This window comes from Methylobacterium tardum (genome assembly GCF_023546765.1).
Classification (GTDB): domain Bacteria; phylum Pseudomonadota; class Alphaproteobacteria; order Rhizobiales; family Beijerinckiaceae; genus Methylobacterium; species Methylobacterium tardum.
On sequence record NZ_CP097484.1, the window covers coordinates 882,564 to 898,683 of the forward strand.

The following is a 16,120-nucleotide window of genomic DNA, read 5'->3' on the forward strand; positions in this document are numbered from 1 at the left end:
CGCTTTTCGCCCCGAATTGCAGACCAGATCGGCGATCCATCGCGGCAATCCGTCTCCGGCCTCGCCGATCGGACGGAGCGTGTCCGTTTCATCTGACGATTTCCCGTCGCCCGATATTTTTCAGGATTCAACCTGTCCATGCCAGCGATCCAGCGCAGCGCCGTCTTTATTGACGGCGCAAACCTCTACGCCACCACCAAGGCCCTCGGGTTCGATATCGACTACAAGAAGCTTCTGAAAGAGTTTCAGTCCCGGGACAACCTTCTTCGCGCCTTCTACTACACCGCGATGATCGAGGATCAGGAATATTCGTCGATTCGCCCGCTGATCGACTGGCTGGATTACAACGGCTATCGGGTCGTGACCAAGCCCGTGAAGGAATTCACGGATTCGATGGGGCGGCGGAAGTACAAGGGCAACATGGATATCGAGCTGGCGATCGACGCCCTCGAACTCAGCCCCCATATCGATCACATGATCCTGTTCTCCGGCGACGGCGATTTCCGCTCGCTGGTCGAGGCGATGCAGCGGCGCGGCGTCAAGGTGACGGTGATCTCCACCATCCAGACGCAGCCATCGATGATCTCCGACGAGCTGCGGCGGCAGGCCGACGAGTTCGTCGACCTCGCGAGCCTCGCGGGCCGGATCGGGCGCGAGCCCAGCGAGCGTCCGGCCCGGGCCTCGGGCGAGGCAACGACTAGATACCGCGGCGAGGGCCGGGCGAATCCGGGCCTGGAGAACCGCTACGGCATCCGCCAGCCGGAAGCCGAGGAGGAGTAGCGCTTCAGGCGCCCGCCCCGGTGAGCCAGTCGAGAACCTGCCGGGCGCTCCGGTCCGGCGGGAAGACCGGGTAGAACAGCTGGCTCACGACGCCGTCGTCGATCACCAGGGTGAGGCGGCGCAGCAGGATCTGGCCGCCGGCCTCGAAGACCGGCAGGCGCGCCGCCATCGCGAAGGCCCGGTGCGGGTCGGCCAAGAGCGGGAAGGGCAGGTGCAGGCGCTCGGCCGCCGCGCGCTGGTAGGCGCTCGTCTGGGTCGAGAGGCCGAAGACCTGGGCGACGCCCCGGGCCGTCAGCTCGGCGTGGTGATCGCGGAAATCGCAGGCCTGCGGCGTGCAGCCCCGGGCGCCGGGGATCGCGTCCCAGTCGGGCGTCAGGCCCGGCTGTCCCGGCTCGCCGGTGCGCGGGTAGGCGTAGGCCACGGTCCGGCCGGTCAGCCGCGCCAGCGAGACCATGCGGCCGTCCGTAGCGGTGAGCGCCACATCGGGCAGGCGCATCCCGCGGAGATGGTCGGCCGCGCCGTCGTCGACCGGGACCGGCAGGTCGTCGGGGAGGACATCGTGGGTGGATGGCATGGACATCTCCTCCCGACTCGGCACCCGGCCTCGGTATCGATCTTTGCGAGCGGAGCGAAGCAATCCAGAAGCGCACCGCTCGCCGACGTCGCGAAACCCTGGGTTGCTTCGCTCCGCTCGCGATGACGGCCCGGCCTTAGCCCCTGTCCCGCAGCAGCCGCGCCCGGTCGCGCTGCCAGTCGCGCTCCTTGACCGCCTCGCGCTTGTCGTGGGCCTGCTTGCCCTTGCCGAGGCCCAGCTCGACCTTCGCGCGCCCCTTGTCGTTGAAGTAGATCTTGAGCGGCACCACCGTGTAGCCCTGGCGCTGCGTCGCGCCGATCAGCTTGTTGATCTGGCGGCGGTGCAGCAGCAGGCGGCGCGGGCGCTTCGTGTCGTGGTTGAAGCGGTTCGCCTCCAGATATTCCGGGATGTAGGCGTTGAACAGCATCAGGTCGTTGCCGGAAGGGCCGGCATAGGCCTCGCCGATCGTCGCCTTGCCGCCGCGCAGGGACTTCACCTCGGTGCCGGTCAGCGCGATGCCAGCCTCGAGCGTGTCCTCGATCGTGTAGTGATAGCGCGCGGCGCGGTTGTCGGCGACGATGCGCCGACTGGGCTCCGGTTTCGGGGCCATGATGCGTGACTTTCCTCAGTCCACCAGCAGGCCGGCGTGGCGCAGGGCGTCGTCGACGATGCGCTTCGTGGGCTCGGTCACCGGCACCAGCGGCAGGCGCAGCTCGTCGGTCATGTGGCCGAGCCGGGATAGCGCGTACTTCACCGGCGCCGGGTTGGCCTCGGCGAACAGACCGGTCTGGAGGGGGAACAACTTATCCTGGAGGGTCAGCGCCTTGGCGTAGTCGCCCGACAGCGTCGCCTCCTGCAGGTCGGCGCAGAGGCGCGGGGCGACGTTCGCCACCACCGAGATGCAGCCGTGGCCGCCCTGGGCGTTGTAGCCGAGCGCCGTCGCATCTTCGCCCGAAAGTTGGATGAAGCTCTCGCCCATGGCCTGACGCTGCTGGCTGACGCGATCGATCTTGGCGGTCGCGTCCTTCACGCCGGCGATGTTCTTCAATTCGAAGAGCCGGGCCATCGTCTCGACGCTCATGTCGATGACGGAGCGCGGCGGGATGTTGTAGATGATGATCGGAATGCCGACCGCATCGTTGACGGCCTTGAAGTGGGCGTAGAGGCCCGCCTGCGTCGGCTTGTTGTAGTACGGCGTCACCACCAGGACGGCGTCGGCGCCCGCGCGCTCGGCGTGCTGGGCCCGCTCGACCGCCTCGGCCGTGGAGTTGGAGCCCGCGCCCGCCACGACCGGCACGCGTCCGCCCGCCTCATCGATGCAGGCCTCGACCACCCGGTCGTGCTCGGAATGGGTCAGGGTCGGGCTCTCGCCGGTGGTGCCGGTGGGCACGAGGCCGTGGCTGCCCTGCTCGATCTGCCAGCGCACGAACTTTCGGAACGCGGCCTCGTCGAAGGCCCCGTCGCGGAAGGGCGTCACAAGCGCGGTGAGCGAGCCCCGCAGGCGGCTCCCGGTCATCTCGGTCATCTCAGGCGTCCCAAAGGGTCCCAGCTGGGATTTCGGCGGTCTCGGCGCCGCGCGTGGTCCGCATCGTACGGGCACGGACCGGCAGACATAGGCGGTCGCGTCACGGCGCGCAAACAGATCGTGGCGACGGTTAACGCGATCTTAATGGTCCCGGCCCGATCCTCTGCCTTTCCCGCTCCGATGATCAGTAGGGGGGAATCGTGATCCGACCCGCGGCCTCGTCTCCGGTCTCGAAGCGCACGTCCCTCACCGCCGCCGCGCTCATCGCCACGGTCGGCGTCGCGCTGGCCGGTCAGGTCGGCCAAGCTGGCACCGAGGCGCCGACGACGCCGCCAGCCTCGCAGCCGGCACCGCCGGCGAGCGATGCCGCCCTCTCGACCGCCCAGGTCCGTGGCGCGCAGGCCGAAAAGGCCGCCGACCCGGTCGCGACCGACGCCCTCAAGCTCGACCCGGTCCACGCCTCCGGCGGCGACGACAAGGGCGAGGAGCCCGCCCGGACGTTGCCCGCCGCGGCCTCGGCCTACGCCTCCGCGGACCCCGACGCGCCCGTGGCTTTCCCATTGCCGGACGCCGCCGTCACCCCGGCGGCCCCGGTGCCGGAGGTGCCCGATCCGGCGCGGCCCAAGATCTCCGGCGACACCGACCCGACTTTGCTGCGCGGCGCCATCGACCTCTACCGCAAGGGCCGGGTCGCCGACGGCGACCGGATGCGCGACGGCTTCACCGACCCGGCCGCGCGGGCGCTGCTCGAATGGGTGGCGATCCGCGCGGGCGCCGGCATCGGCTTCAACCGCACCGTCGCCTTCGTCCGGGCCAATCCGGACTGGCCGGCCGGACCGCTGCTGCGCCGCCGGGCCGAGGAGGCGCTGCTCTCCGAGCGGAAATCCCCCGCGACGGTCCGGGCCTTCTTCGCCACGGCGAAGCCGTCGAGCGCGCCGGGCAAGTTCGCCCTGGCGCTGGCTTTGCGCGCCGACGGCTGCGAGACCGACGCCGCCGACATGGTCCGCGACCTCTGGCGCACCGAAAGCTTCGGCCGCAGCCTCGAGGCCAAGGTGCTCGACGCCTTCCCGGACGTGCTCACCCGGGTCGACCACCGCTACCGGATGGAGCGGGCGCTCCTGAAGGACGATTGGGAGAGCGCCGGCCGGGCGGCCGGCTATGCGGGCGGCGGCTACGCCAGCCTCGTGCGCGCCCGCCGGGCCGTGGAGGACAAGTCTTCCGGCGCCGCGGCCGCGCTCGCCGCAGTGCCGCCGTCGCTGCGCAGCGACGCGTCCTACATCTTCTCCCGGGCGCAGTATTTCCGCCGGGCCGACAAGCCCGAAGCCGCGGCCGCCGTGCTCGCCACGGCGCCGAGCAACCCGGACGTGCTGGTCGACGGCGACGAGTGGTGGATCGAGCGCCGGATCGTGGCGCGCAAGCTCCTCGACCTCGGCGACGCCAAGACCGCCTACGCGGTGGCGAGCCAGCAGGCGGCGCGCACGCCCGAGAAGCGGATCGAGGCCGAGTTCCACGCCGGCTGGATTGCGCTCCGCTTCGCCGGCGATCCGGCGCGCGCCGCGCAGCATTTCGCGCAGGTGGCGGCGATCGCCGAGAGCCCGATCTCGGTGGCGCGGGCCGCCTATTGGCAGGGCCGGGCGGCCGAGGCGCTGGGCCAGGCCGAGGAGGCGAAGCGCTTCTACGAGCGCGCGGCCCTGCAGCCGATCGCCTATTACGGTCAGGTCGCCCGGGCCCGGCTCGGCCAGACCAGCCTGCCCCTGCGGGCCCCAGCCGACCTCGAGGGCGCGGAGCGCCAGGCCTTCGACGGGCGGCTCTCCGTCCGCGCCCTGCGCCTCCTCGGCGAGGCCGGGATCAAGGAGCTAGCGCTGCCGCTCTACATCGACGCCGCCCGGGACCTCTCCGATCCGCGCGAGCTCCAGGCGCTCGGCGACCTCGCCACCGACATGAAGGATCCGCGCGCCCTGGTGGCGATCGGCAAGCTCGCGGTCCAGCGCGGCCTGCCGCTCGACGCCCACGCCTATCCGACGATCGGCATCCCCAGCTACGAGACCTTCACGGCGGTGCCGCAGGTAGAGCGGGCCATGGTCTACGCCATCGCCCGGCAGGAGAGCCAATTCGATCCGCGGGCGCAGTCGGGCGTCGGCGCAAGGGGGTTGATGCAGATGATGCCGGCCACCGCCCAGCGCACCGCCCGCCGGGTCTCGACCGCGTTCGACGTCGAGCGTCTGACCAGCGATCCCGCCTATTGCGCGAAGCTCGGCCAAGCCCATCTCGGCGAGCTGATGGAGGATTGGCGCGGCTCCTACGTGCTCGCCTTCGCGTCCTACAACGCGGGCGGCGGCAACGTGAAGAAGTGGATCGACGCCTACGGCGACCCGCGCAAGGGCGACGTCGACGTGATCGACTGGGTCGAGCGCATCCCCTTCACGGAGACGCGCAACTACGTGCAGCGGGTCATGGAGAACCTGCAGGTCTACCGCTCGCGGCTCGACAGCCGCAGCGCCCTGCTGATCGAGGGCGACCTCCACCGCGGCGCGCGGTAGGACACCTAACCGGGACACCCGTCTGCTGCCGCGGACCCGGGCCGTGTTCGTCGTTCCGGGGTGCTGCAGGCGATCCGGATCCGACGGGGCACGCCGGAGGCGGGCGATCCGGGATCGCCGTGGCTGCCTGACCATGACGCGTCGGCGGTTCTGGATCCCGGGCTCCGCTGCGCGGCCCCGGGATGACGGAGAGACCCCGGGAGCGGCGAGACGTCGGCGCCTCTCGGTTTTCCCCGCCTCCCACTCCGCCACGGCATAGCTTTTGGTTGTGCCTCCGCCGCCTGGCTCCCTAGAAGATGGGCCGGTCCGCATTGACCGGCTCCCGAGAGCCCGCGCTGCCGAGAGGTTCCCATGCTGCGTTCGAGATTGGGTTTCGCCCTCCTGCTGAGCACCGCGCTCGCGGCCGGCGCGCCGGCCCTGGCCCAGGAGGCCTCCACCGCCGAGCAGACGATCGACGTGATGAACACGCTGTTCGGTAAGCATCCGGGGGCGCGGGCCAACCACGCCAAGGGCGTGGTCGCCGAGGGCAGCTTCACCCCGTCGCCCGAGGCGGCGAAGATCAGCAAGGCGTCCCTGTTCAAGGGGCCGGCGGTGCCAGTGACGATCCGGTTCTCGGATTCCACCGGCGTCCCGACCATCCCGGACGGCGTCGCCGACGCCAACCCGCACGGCCTCTCGCTCAAGTTCAAGCTGAGCGACGGCTCGGAGATGGACGTCGTCACCAACTCGCTGAAGTACTTCCCCGTCGCCACGGGCGAGGAGTTCCGCGATCTCCTGAAGGCCGCCGCCGAGAGCGGCCCGAAGGCCGCCCATCCGACCGCGCTGGAGCGCTTCGCCGCCGCCCACCCGGCCGCCGCGACCGCGGGCGCGACCGCCAAGACCCCGTCGAGCCTCGCCCGGCAGACCTATAACGGCGTCAACGCCTTCATCCTCGTGGATGCCGCCGGAAAGCGGCAGCCGTTCCGGTTCCGCTTCGTGCCCGTGGAGGGCGAGGAGATCCTCGCGCCCGAGGACGCGGCCAAGCGCGACCCGAACTTCCTGATGGCCGAGATCGGCCCGCGGGTCGCCAAGACTCCGGCGAAGTTCCGGATGCTGGCCCAGCTCGCCGAGCCGGGCGACCCGACCAACGACGCCACCAAGCCCTGGCCGGACGACCGCAAGACCGTCGATCTCGGCACCGTGACGGTGAGCAAGGTCGTGCCCGACAGCGCCGAGGCCGAGAAGGCGCTGCTGTTCATGCCGAACAACCTGACCGACGGGATCGAGGTCTCGGACGACCCGCTGATCGACGCTCGCGTCCAGGCCTACGCGGTCTCGTTCAGCCGCCGCTCGCAGTAGCGCGATCTAGTCGGACGGAATCTCCGACCCGTCGCCTCTTCCTGAGGTGCCGGAGCGCAGCGGAGGCCTCGAAGGAGGCCTCCAGCGAGACGCGCGATGTCTGGAGCCTTCCTTCGAAGCGCGCTGACGCGGTCACCTCAGGATGAGGTCCAGGGTGGGACACCGCCCGAGTCTCGGCGGATCAGCGGCCCGTCCCGGCCTTCGGGGCGGACGGCGCCGTCGTGCCGCCCGGCGGCCCCTTGCTCTCGACCGAGCCCGTGCGGGCACCGTCCTGGGTGGAGCCGGTGCCGCTGAGGCCACCGGCGCCCATGCTGGTCGTGGGCGCGCCGGCATCCTTGCGTCCCTCGGCCTTGCCCTGGCCCTCGGCGGCACCCGCGGCACCCGCCGCGCAGGTGAGCAGGGCGGCGAGCAGGATTGTACGGTTCAGGATCGTCATGGGGCCTCCGCGAGTCCTCGTGCGCCCCGGACGGGCTTGCCGGTCCAACCGGGTGCGCCTGGCAGCGTTCCCGCTGACAACCGGCCTGTCACCCGGCGGCGCCGAGCGCGGCGGCGGCGCGCCGGCCCCGCCGCTCGGCGGGATCCTGGAAGACCCCCGACCACAGGCCGAGGCGCCGTCCCCAGGCCCGGTCCGCCGCCGGCGCGTAGTCCGGCGCGACGTCCCGATCGGGCAAAGCGAGGCCCTGCGCCACCATCCAGGCCCCGAGATCCGCTTCGCCGACCCGGCAGAGCGCCGTGTTCGCGCCACCGCGCGGCTCGCAGGCGACGGCGGCGCCGCCGATCCGCTCGGCCAGGGCCCGGGCGGCGTCCCGGCCGCACGGGTAGGGCCGGTCCTGGGCGTCCGAGCAGGTCGCGTCCGCCTCCGGCGCGGCGATCCCGAACAGGCTGACCTGGCGCGCGCCGAGGCGGAGGGTTCCAGCGTCGATCACCTGGGCGGGGCCGCGCAGGATCTCGCCGGCCCGGGCGGGAGCGTGCCAGGACAGGCCGCCGATCAGGAGCGCAGCGAGGAGCGGCAGGCGCGAGCGGCTCCCCTTGTTGTCCGGGCAGAGGAGGGTGCCGGCGAGGCCGGCGGCGCAGGCGAGGAGGATACCGACGAAGAGCGACATGGTCTCAGGTCTCCGGAAGGGCTATGGCCGCCCTTGTGCCGAAGCCCCGACCCGCGACCCTGACGCCGCCTGTCAGCGTCCCGTCAGGCGGCGCGGCCTAGCCTGCGCCCGCATGAGCCCGTTTCCGCCCCGCCGCGCCCTCGTTCTCGCCCTCGGTCTGCTGGCCGCCCTCGCGGGCGGGCCTCTGCAAGCCTCCGAGGATGCCGACCGGGCCCGCCGGGCCCTGGAGAGCGGCGAGATCCGTCCCCTCGACGCGGTGCTGGCGGCCGCCCGGGCGGCGGTGCCGGGGGACGTCGTGTCCGTCGATCTCAAGCACGACGACGGGCGCTGGCTGTACAAGCTGCGCATCCTCGGTGCCGACGGGAAGCGCCGCGCCGTGAAGGTCGATGCCGGCAGCCTCAAGATTCTGGACGAGGACGACGATGATTGAGGAGGCCGGGCCGTGCGCGTCCTGATCGCCGAGGATGAGCCGCGCATCGCCGCCGACATCCGGCAGGGGCTGGAGATGGCCGGCTACGTCGCCGACGTGGTGGCGGACGGCGAGGCGGCGTGGTTCCGGGCCGAGACCGAGCCGTACGATGCGATGGTGCTGGATCTCGGCCTGCCGCGGCTCGACGGGCTCGGCGTGCTGCGCCGCCTGCGCGCCGCCGAGGTGGCGCTGCCGGTTCTGATCCTCACCGCCCGCGACGGCTGGCGCGAGCGCGTCGAGGGCATCGACGCCGGCGCCGACGACTACCTCGCCAAGCCGTTCCGGATGGAGGAACTGGTCGCGCGTCTGCGGGCGATCCTGCGGCGCACCGCCGGGCACGCCTCGCCGGTGCTCCGGGCCGGCACCGTGGAGCTCGACACCCGCACCCGCGCGGTCAGCGTCGACGGACGACCCACGGAGCTGACCGCCCTGGAGTACCGGCTCCTCGCCTTCCTGCTGCACCGGCCGGGGCAGGTCGTGCCGGCGGGCGAGCTGCTCGACCACCTCCACGGGGTCGGGACCGAGCGCGAGGCCAACGCTCTGGAGGCGCTCCTGACCCGCCTGCGCCGCAAGCTCGGGCCGGGGGTGATCGAGACCCGGCGCGGCCAGGGTTACCTGATTGCCGGACCGGGCGGATCGTGAGGCGCGACTCCCTCCGCCTGCGGCTCGGCCTCGCGGCGGCCGCGCTGATCGCGCTGGCGCTGGTTCTCGCCGGGATCGGCCTCACGGTGATCCTCGACCGGGTGCTCGACGCCCGCACCGTCGAGGAGCTGGACCGGACCGCCAAGCTCATCGCCGGGCGGGTCGGCCTCGCGCCGGACGGGGCGCCGACGCTCTCGCGGGACCTGCCGGACCCGCGCTTCGCCACGCCCTATGGCGGCCTGTACTGGCAGGTCGAGGCGGGATCGCACCTGCTGCGCTCGCGCTCGCTCTGGGACAAGAGCCTCGACCTGAGCCGGGCCGGGACGGGCGCGCAGACGCCCGCCACCCTCGACACGACCGGGCCCGATGGCGGCCGGCTCATCGCGGTGGTGCGGCCGGTCCAGATCGGCGCGCAGGGCTCAGAGACCGCGTTGCGGGTCGCGGTGGCGGAGGACCGGCGCAGCCTCGCGGCGAGCCGGAGCACGTTCCTGCACCTGCTGATCCCGGCCCTGATCGCCCTGTTCCTCGTCCTGACGCTGGCGATGGGCCTGTTCGTGCACCGGGCGCTCGGCCCGTTCCGGGTGCTGCAGGCGGAGCTCCTGGCGGTCCATGCCGGCCGGCGGGCGCGTCTGCCGGAGCATTTTCCCGACGAGGTCCGGCCGCTGGTCACCGACCTCAACCGGCTGCTCGACGCGCAGGAGCGGGCCCTGATCCGCGCCCGCGACGCCGCCGCCGACATGGCCCACGGCCTCAAGACCCCGCTGGCGGTGCTGGACGCCCTGGCGCGCCGGACCGGGCCGGCCGACCCGGCGCTGGCGGCCGAGATCGCCGAGCAGGCGCGAGCGATGGGCGGTCAGGTGGAGCGGGCGCTGGCCCGGGCGCGGGTCGCGGCCGCGGGCGACCTGCGGCGGCGGTCCTGCCGGGTCGCCCCGGTGGCGGAGCGCCTCGTCGCGACCCTGCGGCGGCTGCCGGAGGGCGACTCCCTGGAATGGACAGTGGAAGTGCCCGAGACCCTCGCCTATCCGGGCGAGGAGGGCGAGCTGATGGAGGTGCTGGGCAACCTCCTCGACAACGCCCGCAAATGGGCGCACCGGCGGGTCCGCGTCACCGGGACGGCCGCCGGCCGTCCGGGCCTCGCCGTCGAGGATGACGGCCCCGGCATGAGCACCGCGGCCATCGCGGGGATCGCGCGCGGCCAGCGCTGGGACGAGAGCCGGCCGGGTACCGGCTTCGGCATCGCCATCGCCCGCGACGTCGCCGAGGCCGCGGGCGCCCAGCTGGATTTCGGCCGCTCGGAGATGGGCGGCCTGCGGGCGGAGCTGCGCTGGCCGGGCGGGTAGGGCGGGCCAGGCGCCTCCCTATTCGCAACCTCATCCTGAGGTGACCGCCTCAGGATGAGGGGATGGGCTGGAGGACCAGGTGCGCGTCGCCGACTGCCCCGCCCGGTCACCGTCCTGGCTTCGCGCCCTCAGCGGGACGGCTCAGCCGCATCAGCCGCGCACTCAAGACGCGGGCGCAGGCCGCGGTGCCGCGGCCCTCGGTGGCGATCGTCAGGTCCGGCCGCTCCGGCGCCTCGTAGGGCGCCGAGATGCCGGTGAAGTCCGGAATCCGGCCGGCGCGGGCCAGCCGGTACAGACCCTTCGGGTCCCGGGCCTCGCACAGGCCGAGCGGCGTATCGACGAACACCTCCAGGAACGGGACGTCGCCGGCGATCCGGCGGGCCAGCGCCCGGTCGGCCCGGTAGGGCGAGATCAGCGAGACGATCACCACCGTCCCCGCCTCGGCCATCAGCCGCGCCACCTCGGCGGTGCGCCGGACGTTCTCGGCCCGGTCCTCCGGCGAGAACGCGAGGTCGGCGTTGAGCCCGTGGCGGAGGTTGTCGCCGTCGAGGACGGCACTGTGGCGACCGCCCGCCACGAGGGTCCGGTCGGCCGCCGCCGCGAGGGTCGACTTCCCGGCCCCCGACAGGCCGGTCAGCCACGCGATCACCGGCACCTGGCCGAGGCGCGCCCACCGCGCCTCGCGGGCCTGGAGAGGGTGCCACGTCACGGGGCCAGGAGGGAGGTCGGTCGGGATCTTCTGAGAGACGTGCATATCCACCGCCTGAGGCAGCGTCCGCGGGCGCGGCTGCCGGTGTCGGGACATCGATGCGGGTTCGGGGGACCGGCGCTGACCGCTAGGGCACGCGCCAGACCGGGTAGCCGAGGGCCTCGCCGAGCCGCTCCTTGCCTTCTTCCAGGATGTGGGCCGTCCGGCGCCGCCACGCGGGCGGGGCCCGGAAGGCGGCCTGCTGCGCCGCCGCCCGCACGAGTTGCTCGACCAAAGCTTCCGTCTCCGGCGGGATCGGCCCGGCGGCGAGTTCGTTCGGCGGTGCGGCGGGCGCGGGCGCGACGATCGCATCCCAGGATTCCCCCCAGCAGGCGGCGGCGAAGCGCGCGTTCGACTCCGCGAAGCGCGCGGCGACGCGGGCCAGACCGTCCGGCGCCTCGCCCCGGAACCGCTCCGCATCGAGCCCCCGCGCCCAGGCCCAGTCATCGACTACGTGGCCGAGCAGCCGGCGGTGCCCGGTCACCTGACGGTGCACGCCGAGCCGGTACAGGCGGCGCGACGCCTCGACCGCGATGGGTCCGGAACTTCGGTTCGTGCGGTACGCGAGGTCGGCGGGCGCGAGCAGGAATGCGAGGCGGCCGCCCAGGCCGAGCCCGTCGATCAGCCGCTCGAGCAGCGGCGCGTTGGACCGGCGGTCGCGGAACGGCACGGCCGTGACGCGCCCCGCCGAGGCCCGGCGCCAGGGTTCGAGCCGGGCCGCGTAGTCGTAGCGCCCGGACGCGCCCTCGGAGCGCAGGAAGCCGCGGAACGTGCGGCCCTCGGCGACGACCTGGGCGCGCAGGGCATAGGCGGAGGCCAGCTGCTCCCCCTGCGGCTTGACCACGAGCGCCGCCTCCAGGGCGAAGCCGCGCCGCGCGAACAGATCCGCCAGGGTCTCGGGAACCCGCCAGAGCGGCCGCTGCACGGCGAAGTCCTCGTACGAGAGCAGGACCGTATCTGCCGGTGTGGCGGCGAGGACGGCATCGAGGCGCGCGAGGGCCTCGCGCCGCTCGGCCGCGCTGCGGCGGCGGTCCAGCGCCTGGCCGAGCCGGTAGTGGTTGACATCGTCACTCCCCGAAGAGCCCGGCGGAGCGAGGTTCGGGTAGCAGATCCCGACCGATGCGAGGTGCGGCCGCAGCCGGGCCATCACCTCCTGAAACGAGGTGGAGCCGGTTCGCGGCATGCCGATGTGAACGATTGCGCGGCGCACGTGTCCTGTCGACCCTGCTGGAATTCGTGGTTGCGGCAAGTCTTCCGCCCAGCCGGACACAGTCCACGACCCCTCGTGAACGCGCACGTCTTTGGAAAACGCCAAAAAAAAAAAAAAAAAAAAAAAAAAAAAAAAAAAAAAAAAAAAAAAAAAAAAAAAAAAAAAAAAAAAAAAAAAAAAAAAAAAAAAAAAAAAAAAAAAAAAAAAAAAAAAAAAAAAAAAAAAAAAAAAAAAAAAAAAAAAAAAAAAAAAAAAAAAAAAAAAAAAAAAAAAAAAAAAAAAAAAAAAAAAAAAAAAAAAAAAAAAAAAAAAAAAAAAAAAAAAAAAAAAAAAAAAAAAAAAAAAAAAAAAAAAAAAAAAAAAAAAAAAAAAAAAAAAAAAAAAAAAAAAAAAAAATATATATATATATATATATATATATATATATATATATATATATATATATATATATATATATATATATATATATATATATATATATATATATATATATATATATATATATATATATATATATATATATATATATATATATATATATATATATGAATCCGTAATCACGGTCCGATCACGGGAACGCGACCAGGAATAGCCAAGCTCCGTTTCTGATCTATTTCGGCGCGTTGAGGGCACGCATCCGGACGTCTGGCCGGGATGTCCTGCGTCAATCTCCATCGTCTTTCCGGGTCGCCGCAGGCGAGCCCGGAATCCAGAGCCTCCGTGGGTGCCAAGACGTGGCGCGTCGGCGTGTCTGGATCCCGGGCTCCGCTCCGCGGCTCCGGGATGACGGGGCGAAGCGGCTGCGGCGCGTCCGCTAGTGCCCGGCACCCTCGCGCCGGAGCAGGAACACGCCCTGCGCGCCGAACAGGTTCCAGACCCACCAGGGCATGGCGAAGCGCATCGGCCGGCCGCGGGCGTCCAGGGCCGTGGCGGTCTCGATCCGGGCGCCGATCAGGCGGCACAGGCCGACGAAGTCGCGGATCGTGCAATGGTGGATGTTGGGCGTCTCCCACCACGCGTCCGGCATGATCTCGGTGACCGGCATGCGCCCGCGGAAGGCCAGCTCGGACCGGACGCGCCAATGCCCGAAATTCGGGAACGAGATGATCACCTGCCGGCCGATCCGCAGCAGGTGCTCCAGCACCACTCGGGGATTGCGAGTCGCCTGGATGGTCTGGGACAGGACCACCACGTCGAAGGCGCCGTCCGGGTAGTTGGCGAGGTCGGTGTCGGCGTCGCCCTGGATCACCGACAGGCCCCGGGCGAGGCAGGCGTTCACGCCCTCGCGGGACAATTCGATCCCGCGCCCGTCGATGCCGCGCCGGTCGCGCAGCAGGGCCAGCAGCGAGCCGTCGCCGCAGCCGATGTCGAGCACCCGGGCGCCGGCCGGGACGAGGCCGAGCACGACGAGGTGGTCGACGCGGGCGCCGTTGCCCTCGGCCGTGTGGGGGAGGGCGTCCGCGCTCTCCCAGGGCGAACCGTGCTGGGTCTTGCCCAGGGGCAGCTTGCCGAACGCCATCCGCATCACAGGCCGCGCGCCCGGGCAGCGGCGTCGATGAAGCCGCGGGCCGCGGAGAACATCGCCGGCTCGTCGAGCAGGAAGGCGTCGTGCCCCTTGTCGCTCTCGACCTCCACGAAGGCCACCGGCGCCGCGGCGGCGTTCAGCGCGTGGACGATCGCCCGCGAATCGCGGGTCGGGAACAGCCAGTCCGAGGTGAACGAGATCACGCAGAAGCGGGTCTTGGTGCCCCGAAAGGCGTTGGCGAGCACGCCGCCATGGTCCTCGGCGAGGTCGAAATAATCCATCGCCCGGGTCAGATAGAGATAGGCGTTGGCGTCGAAGCGTTCGGCGAAGCTCAGGCCCTGGTGGCGCAGGTAGCTCTCGATCTGGAAATCGGCGTTGAACGAGAAGGTCGGCGCCGTGCCGCCCTGGAAGCGCCGGCCGAACTTCCGGTGGAGCGCCGGCTCCGACAGGTAGGTGATGTGCGCGCCCATCCGGGCGACGCCGAGCCCCTTGGCGGGCCGGGTGCCGGCCTCCAGGTAGCGCCCGTCCGCCCAGGCGGGGTCCGCCATGATCGCCTGGCGGCCGACCTCGTGGAAGGCGATGTTCTGCGCGGAATGGCGGGCGCCGGTGGCGATCGGCATCGCGGCGAAGACGCGCTCCGGGTAGAGCGCCGCCCATTGCAGCACCTGCATCCCGCCCATCGAGCCGCCGATGCACAGGAACAGGTCCTGGATGCCGAGATGCTCCAGCAGCATCGCCTGGGCCCGGACCATGTCGCGGATCGTCACCAGCGGGAAGTTCAGCCCGTAGGGCCGCCCCGTCGCCGGGTCGATCGAGGCCGGGCCGGTGGAGCCCATGCAGGAGCCGATGACGTTCGAGCAGACGACGAAGTAGCGGTCCGTGTCGATCGGCTTGCCGGGACCCACCAGGGTCTCCCACCAGCCGCCCTTGCCGGTGACCGGATGGGTGTGGGCGAAGTACTGGTCGCCGGTGAGCGCGTGGCAGATCAGCACCGCGTTCGAGCGCGCGGCGTTGAGCGTGCCGGCGGTCTGGTAGGCGATCTGGAACGGCGCGAGCTCGACGCCGGCATCGGTGAGCAGCGGCGTGTCCGCGGCGAAGCGCGCCACCGGGCTCTTCGGGTCGAGCGCCTGCGAGCGCTCGGACGCGCGCCGCGACGGCTCGTCGATCGGGTCAGGCCGCAGGGCCGTGTCCGGTTGGGTGTCCATGGCGGGTCTTGACGACCGTGTATCCGTTCGGATCCGGACCGGGAGAGCACGGGGCCGCCTGACGCGCCGCACTCGCCCGACGCGGCCAGCAGGCTCCGGAGGTAATGCTCCCGGCGGCGAGCGTCAACGCGGAACGCCGTCGGCCTCCGCTCAGGCGAACGGCGCGGCCATCACCGCCAGACCCAGGGCCGGCAGGCCGAGCGCCAGGGCGGCGCGGGCGTCGATCCGGTCGGCGCGCGCGCCCGCACGCCAGTGCCGGCTCGCCGCGCTCTCGATGACGAGCCCGGTGAGGACGAGCGCACAGCCGATGACGGCCTGCAACGAAATCATGAATACCTCGCCCAGCGGTCGCGCCATGCCACGCCGCGCACGACGGCGCGGCGCCCGCTTCCGGCTGGGGAAATCCGTCCGGTGCCGGACGGTTCCTCGGCGCCTCTCCTCAGCGCATCGCCGTCGCGCAGGCGGCGAAGACCAGGGCGGCGCCCGCCGCCGTGATGCACCCGTTCGACCAGGAGGCGGCGTCCACGCGGCGGAGGCGGCAATCCGCGGCCACCGAGATGAGGATCCCGATCAGGAACAGGCTGCAGGGGATCAGGTCACCGGGCATTGTCGAACCATCCAGGAGCACGCGGGGCGCGGCACGCCCGACGCGACCCTTTCTCCGGGTTCAACAGGCCGAAACGTGGCGAGTGCCCCGCGGCATTTGCGCTTCGCCGTTTTGCCGCGGCGGGTGCGGATGGACCTACGCCTCAGAGCTGTCCTGGAGCTGGTCGCGTGTCGAAATCCTCCGGGCCCATGTCGAGAAGATCGTTCGGCGTCGGCGTCCGGTCGTAGGCCTGGCTGGCCGCCGCCTCGATCACCGCCTGGTTGCGGGCGAACAGATCGAGGGGCGCGAGATCGCCGCCCCCGAAATGCTGGCGCAGCACCGGGATCGGCACGTCGATCCCGATCACCCGCTCGCCGTTGGTCATGGCGAAGCGGATCAGGGTGTCGTCGGCGTGCAGGATATGGGCGCCGCCGTCCAGGTACCGTTCGAGGGGCATGAGACCGCTCCGTGCTTCGGAAAGTGATGCTCCGACAGGTAGGGCGGCGCGGACGGGCTTGTATCGATCGGCACGGCG

The 16,120-nt window shown here is 70.4% G+C and carries 19 protein-coding genes; 7 read left to right on the forward strand and 12 right to left on the reverse strand.

Translation table 11 applies throughout. From position 1 onward, the window contains the following. Positions 1–138: 138 nt before the first annotated feature. Positions 139–780: a LabA-like NYN domain-containing protein gene (locus tag M6G65_RS04315; RefSeq protein WP_238197374.1), complete on the forward strand. Its 642-nt coding sequence runs from the start codon at positions 139–141 to the stop codon at positions 778–780. Positions 781–784: 4 nt separating this feature from the next. Here the strand turns inward: M6G65_RS04315 and M6G65_RS04320 are convergent, their stop codons facing one another. From M6G65_RS04320 to dapA, 3 genes are all read right to left on the reverse strand, one after another. Continuing rightward, the gene (locus M6G65_RS04320) at positions 785–1,354 is read right to left on the reverse strand and encodes a peroxiredoxin (RefSeq protein WP_238197375.1); all 570 of its coding nucleotides are present in this window, start codon (positions 1,352–1,354) and stop codon (positions 785–787) included. Positions 1,355–1,490: 136 nt separating this feature from the next. Next, positions 1,491–1,964 carry an SsrA-binding protein SmpB gene (smpB, locus tag M6G65_RS04325; RefSeq protein ID WP_020095208.1) on the reverse strand — a complete coding sequence of 158 codons (474 nt, stop codon included), beginning with the start codon at positions 1,962–1,964 and terminating at the stop codon, positions 1,491–1,493. Between the two features lie 15 nt (positions 1,965–1,979). Beyond that, positions 1,980–2,879, reverse strand: a complete 900-nt coding sequence (gene dapA, locus M6G65_RS04330) for a 4-hydroxy-tetrahydrodipicolinate synthase (protein WP_238197376.1) — start codon at positions 2,877–2,879, stop codon at positions 1,980–1,982. 200 nt (positions 2,880–3,079) lie between these two features. Here dapA and M6G65_RS04335 point away from each other — a divergent pair, with 200 nt between their 5' ends. Then, positions 3,080–5,419 (forward strand): lytic transglycosylase domain-containing protein, encoded by a 2,340-nt coding sequence (locus tag M6G65_RS04335; protein ID WP_238197377.1) that lies wholly within the window; start codon positions 3,080–3,082, stop codon positions 5,417–5,419. A gap of 351 nt (positions 5,420–5,770) precedes the next feature. Beyond that, a complete protein-coding gene (locus tag M6G65_RS04340; protein ID WP_238197378.1) occupies positions 5,771–6,757 on the forward strand; it encodes a catalase family peroxidase in 987 nt (328 codons plus the stop codon). Between the two features lie 181 nt (positions 6,758–6,938). Here the strand turns inward: M6G65_RS04340 and M6G65_RS04345 are convergent, their stop codons facing one another. Then, positions 6,939–7,193 (reverse strand): hypothetical protein, encoded by a 255-nt coding sequence (locus M6G65_RS04345; protein WP_238197379.1) that lies wholly within the window; start codon positions 7,191–7,193, stop codon positions 6,939–6,941. Between the two features lie 88 nt (positions 7,194–7,281). Then, complete coding sequence (locus M6G65_RS04350) at positions 7,282–7,860, reverse strand: thermonuclease family protein (RefSeq protein WP_238197380.1); 579 nt, start codon at positions 7,858–7,860, stop codon at positions 7,282–7,284. Between the two features lie 112 nt (positions 7,861–7,972). Here M6G65_RS04350 and M6G65_RS04355 point away from each other — a divergent pair, with 112 nt between their 5' ends. The 3 genes from M6G65_RS04355 to M6G65_RS04365 are packed head-to-tail and all read left to right on the forward strand — an operon-like array spanning position 7,973 to position 10,311. After that, positions 7,973–8,290, forward strand: coding sequence for a PepSY domain-containing protein (locus M6G65_RS04355; RefSeq protein ID WP_238197381.1), 318 nt, complete (start codon positions 7,973–7,975; stop codon positions 8,288–8,290). A gap of 12 nt (positions 8,291–8,302) precedes the next feature. Further along, on the forward strand, positions 8,303–8,971 hold the full coding sequence (locus M6G65_RS04360; protein WP_250103609.1) for a response regulator transcription factor: 669 nt from the start codon (positions 8,303–8,305) through the stop codon (positions 8,969–8,971). After that, on the forward strand, positions 8,968–10,311 hold the full coding sequence (locus M6G65_RS04365; RefSeq protein WP_238197383.1) for a sensor histidine kinase: 1,344 nt from the start codon (positions 8,968–8,970) through the stop codon (positions 10,309–10,311). Before M6G65_RS04360 ends, M6G65_RS04365 begins: the two co-directional genes overlap by 4 nt. A 106-nt stretch (positions 10,312–10,417) precedes the next feature. Here M6G65_RS04365 and cysC read toward each other — a convergent pair whose 3' ends face one another. Both cysC and M6G65_RS04375 read right to left on the reverse strand, forming a co-directional pair. Then, complete coding sequence (gene cysC / locus M6G65_RS04370; RefSeq protein ID WP_238197384.1) at positions 10,418–11,065, reverse strand: adenylyl-sulfate kinase; 648 nt, start codon at positions 11,063–11,065, stop codon at positions 10,418–10,420. A gap of 82 nt (positions 11,066–11,147) precedes the next feature. Continuing rightward, positions 11,148–12,206, reverse strand: a complete 1,059-nt coding sequence (locus tag M6G65_RS04375; protein WP_238197385.1) for a hypothetical protein — start codon at positions 12,204–12,206, stop codon at positions 11,148–11,150. Between the two features lie 154 nt (positions 12,207–12,360). Here M6G65_RS04375 and M6G65_RS04380 point away from each other — a divergent pair, with 154 nt between their 5' ends. After that, the gene (locus M6G65_RS04380) at positions 12,361–12,861 is read left to right on the forward strand and encodes a hypothetical protein (RefSeq protein WP_250103610.1); all 501 of its coding nucleotides are present in this window, start codon (positions 12,361–12,363) and stop codon (positions 12,859–12,861) included. Positions 12,862–13,083: 222 nt separating this feature from the next. Here M6G65_RS04380 and metW read toward each other — a convergent pair whose 3' ends face one another. The 5 genes from metW to M6G65_RS04405 form a co-directional block, all read right to left on the reverse strand. Continuing rightward, positions 13,084–13,788 carry a methionine biosynthesis protein MetW gene (gene metW, locus M6G65_RS04385; RefSeq protein ID WP_238197386.1) on the reverse strand — a complete coding sequence of 235 codons (705 nt, stop codon included), beginning with the start codon at positions 13,786–13,788 and terminating at the stop codon, positions 13,084–13,086. Between the two features lie 5 nt (positions 13,789–13,793). Next, positions 13,794–14,999 (reverse strand): homoserine O-acetyltransferase MetX, encoded by a 1,206-nt coding sequence (metX, locus tag M6G65_RS04390; protein WP_250103611.1) that lies wholly within the window; start codon positions 14,997–14,999, stop codon positions 13,794–13,796. Positions 15,000–15,149: 150 nt separating this feature from the next. Continuing rightward, positions 15,150–15,329, reverse strand: a complete 180-nt coding sequence (locus tag M6G65_RS04395; protein WP_238197388.1) for a hypothetical protein — start codon at positions 15,327–15,329, stop codon at positions 15,150–15,152. Between the two features lie 109 nt (positions 15,330–15,438). Further along, positions 15,439–15,606, reverse strand: a complete 168-nt coding sequence (locus tag M6G65_RS04400; protein ID WP_192710318.1) for a hypothetical protein — start codon at positions 15,604–15,606, stop codon at positions 15,439–15,441. Positions 15,607–15,748: 142 nt separating this feature from the next. Next, positions 15,749–16,042, reverse strand: coding sequence for a hypothetical protein (locus tag M6G65_RS04405; protein ID WP_238197389.1), 294 nt, complete (start codon positions 16,040–16,042; stop codon positions 15,749–15,751). Positions 16,043–16,120: the final 78 nt, after the last annotated feature.

What these genes read in the sequence shown, in the direction of transcription:
- M6G65_RS04315 (WP_238197374.1), top strand. Translation starts at nt 139, where the DNA reads ATGCCAGCGATCCAGCGCAGCGCCGTCTTTATTGACGGCGCAAACCTC.
- M6G65_RS04320 (WP_238197375.1), bottom strand. Translation starts at nt 1,354, where the DNA reads ATGCCATCCACCCACGATGTCCTCCCCGACGACCTGCCGGTCCCGGTC.
- smpB (WP_020095208.1), bottom strand. Translation starts at nt 1,964, where the DNA reads ATGGCCCCGAAACCGGAGCCCAGTCGGCGCATCGTCGCCGACAACCGC.
- dapA (WP_238197376.1), bottom strand. Translation starts at nt 2,879, where the DNA reads ATGACCGAGATGACCGGGAGCCGCCTGCGGGGCTCGCTCACCGCGCTT.
- M6G65_RS04340 (WP_238197378.1), top strand. Translation starts at nt 5,771, where the DNA reads ATGCTGCGTTCGAGATTGGGTTTCGCCCTCCTGCTGAGCACCGCGCTC.
- M6G65_RS04345 (WP_238197379.1), bottom strand. Translation starts at nt 7,193, where the DNA reads ATGACGATCCTGAACCGTACAATCCTGCTCGCCGCCCTGCTCACCTGC.
- M6G65_RS04350 (WP_238197380.1), bottom strand. Translation starts at nt 7,860, where the DNA reads ATGTCGCTCTTCGTCGGTATCCTCCTCGCCTGCGCCGCCGGCCTCGCC.
- M6G65_RS04355 (WP_238197381.1), top strand. Translation starts at nt 7,973, where the DNA reads ATGAGCCCGTTTCCGCCCCGCCGCGCCCTCGTTCTCGCCCTCGGTCTG.
- cysC (WP_238197384.1), bottom strand. Translation starts at nt 11,065, where the DNA reads ATGCACGTCTCTCAGAAGATCCCGACCGACCTCCCTCCTGGCCCCGTG.
- M6G65_RS04375 (WP_238197385.1), bottom strand. Translation starts at nt 12,206, where the DNA reads ATGGCCCGGCTGCGGCCGCACCTCGCATCGGTCGGGATCTGCTACCCG.
- metW (WP_238197386.1), bottom strand. Translation starts at nt 13,788, where the DNA reads ATGGCGTTCGGCAAGCTGCCCCTGGGCAAGACCCAGCACGGTTCGCCC.
- metX (WP_250103611.1), bottom strand. Translation starts at nt 14,999, where the DNA reads ATGGACACCCAACCGGACACGGCCCTGCGGCCTGACCCGATCGACGAG.
- M6G65_RS04395 (WP_238197388.1), bottom strand. Translation starts at nt 15,329, where the DNA reads ATGATTTCGTTGCAGGCCGTCATCGGCTGTGCGCTCGTCCTCACCGGG.
- M6G65_RS04400 (WP_192710318.1), bottom strand. Translation starts at nt 15,606, where the DNA reads ATGCCCGGTGACCTGATCCCCTGCAGCCTGTTCCTGATCGGGATCCTC.
- M6G65_RS04405 (WP_238197389.1), bottom strand. Translation starts at nt 16,042, where the DNA reads ATGCCCCTCGAACGGTACCTGGACGGCGGCGCCCATATCCTGCACGCC.